Below are 4,960 nucleotides of genomic sequence, written 5' to 3'. Positions count from 1 at the left end.
GGCCACCAGCATCTCGGCGGTCTCGCGTTCGATGAACTGGCGGAAAGAGCGGCGCGAGAGCCTGTCGCCTGGAAAAACAGCCTTCTCGATGGCGGCGAGGTCATCGACGTCTGACGCGCGGGCCTTGCGGATCTCGGCAGGCATGCGGGCTAGGGAGAACCTCGATTGGGTTTAAGAAACGGCCCCGGTGGATGCGTCGCGAATACTGGCCGAAGCGCCAGTATCCATCAAGCGCTATCGCTCCTTGATTAGGGCCGAATTGTGACAGTTTCCGCCACGGCAGGAAACGGCCAGGCGCTTGAACGGAATTGCCGTACGAAGGACCGCCGGCCGCCGAAAAACGCAGCCGGTTCAGCTCGATATGCCGGCCACGAGCTGGCCGTAGGCGCTCTTTGCGACATCCGACAGCCGCTCCGGCGGCAACGAGCCGACGACAGCGCAAGCATAGCCCTTGTCCAGCCAGTAGACAGCCTCCGGCCCTCCCCCCTCGGCCGTATAGGTGCCCTTGGATGCCTCCGACGATTCGGCGGTGACGTAGAGCGAAATGCGCTCGCCCTTGGCGTCCTCGTAGAGCAGCATCGCTGCCTTGCCCTGGCCACCGGCCGGCAGCAACCGGCCGCCGACGAGATCGAAGCCTTCGGCCGCAAGATCGGGCGCGACCAGCTTCAGCCCGACACGGTTCGACAGCCATGTCTGGAGATGATCCTTGTCGCTTGCGGGAACCTCGACAGCATGACGCTTCTCGGCGGCGTAAATGACATGGGCGGCGATCGCCTGTTCGGCGAGTTGGTCGTCGTCGCCACCACCACGGGCGATGCTGTCGACGCCGGCGACATAGCCGCCGAGCCCGCCGACCGCGAGCATCACGGCCGCGGCTGCCGACAGCCACCAGCGCGAGCGCCAGGCCGGCGCCTTCACGGGCGCCTGGCCAAACACCGCCTGCCGCAACCTCGCCGGCACCGGCTCGTCCATCACGCCCGCGAAAGCGGCGCGCATGGCGGCACGATCGGCGATGTAGCGCGCGGACCGCGCCTTCATCTCGGGATTGGCCTCGAGCCAGGCGTCGTAAGCCATGCGCTCCTCGCCCGGCAGCTCGCCGTCGAGGGCCATATGGATATCGCGTTCGGAGAAATCGCGGCGGGTCATTTCTCGACGATCCTTATCGAGCGGCGGCGCGATGTGTCGTCGAGCAATCCTCGCAATTCCTCGCGGCCGCGCGCGATGCGCGACATCAGCGTGCCGGCCGGCACGCCAAGGATGTTGGCTGCCTCGGCATAGGAAAAGCCCTCGATGGCGACCATCACCAACGCCGCGCGGCGATCGGGGCTGATCGCCTGCAAGGCATCCATGATCTCGCGCGAGGCGATGGTCTCGACCTGATCGGCGGGCGCGGCTTGGGCCTCACCGGCTTCGAGAGGCAGCATCGCCGCCTCGCCGCGCCGGTTGACCTTGCGCATCTGGTCGATGAACAAGTGATGCATGATCGTGAACAGCCACCTCCGGGGGCTCTCTCCAGTCTGCCAGTTGTCGAGCCGCACAAGCGCCCGCTCCAGGCAATCCTGGACGAGATCGTCGGCGGAATCGCGCTCGCGCAGCAACGAGCGCGCGTAGCGCCGCAACCGCGGTATTTCGCTCAGGATCGCTGCCTTCTTGTCGTCCATGACCGCTTGTTTCGAGGTCGCTTTCCATCCCGATAGAACGCGCCTTCCCGGCGCGGTGCAAGCAGTCAGCGCGAGGCGGCCGAACCGCTGCGTTTACCCAAGCAAGTGGATAACGCCGGCGGCGGGCGGTTTATTCCCGCCAATCAATGAGAAAGCTGACTATCTCAAATCTGTCAGCAGGAAATCGTTGCCTTTGTATAGCAACGGAACCTGGAGAGTTTTCGCACAGGCATAGGCAAAACAGTCGCCCAAGTTCAAATCAGCCTGATGACCAACGGCCTTGCCATAGCGCGCGCTTGCGTCGATAGCGCGCGAACCGATCTCGTTGCCGATTGGCACATTCTCGCCGCCAATTTCCAGGATCAACTGGTCCACCAGATCGCGAGCTTTGAGCAGGGCTTCCGCAGTGGGCTTGCGGGAGCCCGCGCTGGCCCGTGCCAACGCTTGTGTCGCTTCAAAACGGACCATCGCGGAGACGTAGAAGTTGACGTTTCCGGAGAGCTGTTTGGAGAGTTCCTCCCAGCCCGATTCCTGGTTGAGAATGGCGACGATCACCGACGCGTCGACGAACATCACTCTTCCCACATCTCATCGGTGAATTTCTTCATATCGAAATCGGGATTGGGCAGACCGATCTTCTTCGCCTCCGCCTGAAGCCTGGCGATCCGCTCGCGCAGCGGCACCTTGGCACGATTGCGTTCCAGTTCGTGCATAAGGGCCGTCCGCACCGCCTCGGTCTTGCTCGGCGCATTCATCTCCCGCTGCAATTTGGTGGCCAGCGCATCCACTTCGTCGTCGCGTATGTAGAGTGGCATTGGAATATCCCTTTATGAATATTCTAGATATCCCAGATTGGATATTCCTTCAAGAAGTCTCCTTCACTTCCCTCGCCGCCCTGGTCAGCAGCCGTTGATAGAACAGGCCGATGCCGATCAGCACGGCACCGAGGCCGATGAAGGAGAGTGCGCGCAGCACGCCTTCCAACTCCGACATGTCGAAGAGGAAGACCTTCACCACCGCGACCGCGATCAGCACCGCGGAGGCGATGCGCAGCACCTGCGATTTCAGCCAGACGCCGGCGGTGAGCAGCGCCACGCCGATGACCAGCCAGAGCGCCGAATAGGTGTAGGTCTCGACCTGGCCGAGCCCGCTCCACAAGGCGATGAACTCGCCCTTGAACAGGCGGCGCACCGACAGCGTGGCATAGGCGAAGGCTAGCAGCGCGGCGATCAGCGCCAGCATCGCCGCATACCATCGCGGACGCTTGTCGCGGACATAGAGCGCCAGCGCGCCAGCGGCGATCGCGGGCAGCAGATAGGCGAGGAACAGAAGATTGAAGACCGGGATCCTGCCGGTCGACTCGTCCGTCAGCAGCGGGTTAAGCACCACGAAATGCTGAACGGCGATGAGGCCTGCCGAGACAACGCCGGCGGCCATCGAGCCATAGCGCAGAACCGAGCTTGGCGAGCGCCTATCGATGGCGACGAGGATCGCGCCGGCGCCGAGCGCGATCAGCGTGTAGATCGCCTGTTCGGCAAGGGTCACGGTGCCGGTGTCGATGACGCCGCCATGCATGGCGTGGCGGACCAGCATGGCGATGGTGAGCAGCGCAAACAGCGCCGAGGCCGCCTCCATGGCAAGGCGTGGCCGGCCGTTGGTGGTGCGGGCGAGCTGCCAGGCAGCAAAGCCGAAGGCGAGCGCCGGCATGCCATAGCCCGGCAGCAGCCAGTTGAAGACCGGCGTCCTGGAGAGAAACGCCGCGCCGACGATGGTCGGATCGAAGGCGACACGGGCAAGCACGGCGACCGCCGCGCCGACCGCGATCCAGCCCAGCACGGGATACGACCGCCAGCGCGTGGCCAGCGCCGGGATGACCGCAGCGGCTCCAAGCAGCACGGTCGTCCACCCCGAACCGAAGGCCATATGCAGCATCAGCAGGCCGGCAATGCCGGCGCCGCCCAGCGCGAAGGAGACGGCTGGGCCGCCGGCTAGCGGCGGCTGCTCGGCGCGCGCGATCCACTCGCCGCCGGCGGCGAAGACCAGTGTCAGCAACAGCGCAGGCAGCGCGTAGCCGAAATCGCGGTCGATATCGCCGAAGGTGAGCCACAGGGCGGTGAGCACCACCAGCGGGACAATAACGCCCCAGGCGGCCCAGCACGCCGCGCGCGCCGGAGCAGTTGCGGCGAAGCGGCGCGCGGCCCAGAAACCGGCGCCGATGAAGACAAGGCCAAGCGCGATGCCGATGCGGAAAGTCAGGGCGTCGGACGACGCCAAAGGCTGAGCGTCCAGCCCGACATCGAGCGCGTTGGCACCGATCGTGGCGGGCGGGATTATGCCGAGATAGATCAGCACGGTGGCGATGCCGGCGGCGAAGACCAGCGGAAGCGCGCGCGGCCGGTAGAGCGCCACCGCGACCAGTGCAACCAGCAGGACGGCGCCGTGCAAGGCATCGCCGGCGCTGGCAAAAGCCGGATCAACGGACAGGCCAAGCGCGCTCAGCGCGATGAAGAAGCCGGGCACGATCGACGGCCAGTCAAAGCCTCGCGCCGCTTCGTCGCGGCCAGCAGTCAAGAAAAGGCCAAGCCAAACGAAGGCAAGCACGGCCAGCGTGGCCAGGCTGATGAACAGGATGGCGGCGAGGTTCACGTCCGGCGCGTCGACCATGTAGAGGATGGTCCAGATGCCGGTGCCGGCGAAGGCAGCCGCCGCCAGCGCCTTCCAGTCTCGGATTCGGGCGATTGCCGCCGTGGCGGCAAGCACGATCGCCAGATAGACGAACAGCGCCCAGGGATTGGGCGCCTGCGAGGCGACCAGCGCCGGCGTCACCATCGCGCCGACAAGGCCGATGCCGGCCAGCGCCAGGCCGTGCACCAGCGAAGCGCCGATGGTCGCGACGCCGATGACGCCCAGCAGCGCGAAGGCAGTCGCCGGACCAATGAAGCCATAGATGCCGTGCGCCGCGTAGACCGTGCCGAACAGAATGAAGGCGCCGGCCGCCGTCAGGATCGATGGGATATAGGCTCCGGCGGCGCCCTGCACCGGCACCTTGAAGCCGGTGCGGCGGATGAATTCGGCGCCGGCAATCAGCGCCAGGCCGAGGATGCCGGCCATGGTCAGGCGCACGCCGGGGCCGAAAATGCCGGCCTCGATGGTGTAGCGGATCAGGAACAGGCCACCCAGCGCGAGGGCGATACCGCCGACCCAGACCGCCCAGCGCGTGCCCAGCGCCGTCTCGACATCGCTCTGGCGCGCCGCCTTGGCGGGCGCGGGCGATCCTGCCGCGGGCGTCTCGGCCACGG

Annotated in this window: 5 protein-coding genes; all 5 read right to left on the bottom strand. The window is 65.9% G+C overall.

Translation table 11 applies throughout. The features are described 5' to 3' along the window. Nucleotides 1-351 precede the first annotated feature (351 nt). A complete protein-coding gene (locus tag EOD07_RS22180) occupies nucleotides 352-1,146 on the bottom strand; it encodes an anti-sigma factor (protein WP_127236989.1) in 795 nt (264 codons plus the stop codon). Continuing rightward, the gene (locus EOD07_RS22175) at nucleotides 1,143-1,661 is read right to left on the bottom strand and encodes an RNA polymerase sigma factor (RefSeq protein WP_040984221.1); all 519 of its coding nucleotides are present in this window, start codon (nucleotides 1,659-1,661) and stop codon (nucleotides 1,143-1,145) included. Before EOD07_RS22175 ends, EOD07_RS22180 begins: the two co-directional genes overlap by 4 nt. Nucleotides 1,662-1,820: 159 nt before the next feature. Then, nucleotides 1,821-2,234 (bottom strand): type II toxin-antitoxin system VapC family toxin, encoded by a 414-nt coding sequence (locus EOD07_RS22170; RefSeq protein ID WP_127236988.1) that lies wholly within the window; start codon nucleotides 2,232-2,234, stop codon nucleotides 1,821-1,823. Next, entirely contained in the window at nucleotides 2,234-2,476 is a 243-nt protein-coding gene (locus EOD07_RS22165) for a type II toxin-antitoxin system VapB family antitoxin (RefSeq protein WP_127236987.1), read from the bottom strand. The genes EOD07_RS22170 and EOD07_RS22165 overlap by 1 nt, the downstream gene beginning before the upstream one ends. A gap of 49 nt (nucleotides 2,477-2,525) precedes the next feature. After that, nucleotides 2,526-4,960, bottom strand: a 2,435-nt coding sequence (locus EOD07_RS22160) for a DUF2339 domain-containing protein (protein ID WP_164772422.1), incomplete at its 5' end; no start/stop codon positions are given.

Source organism: Mesorhizobium sp. M2C.T.Ca.TU.002.02.1.1 (assembly GCF_003997225.1).
Note: the sequence above shows the minus strand (reverse complement) of the source record. Positions and strands in the feature narration are given on the sequence as shown.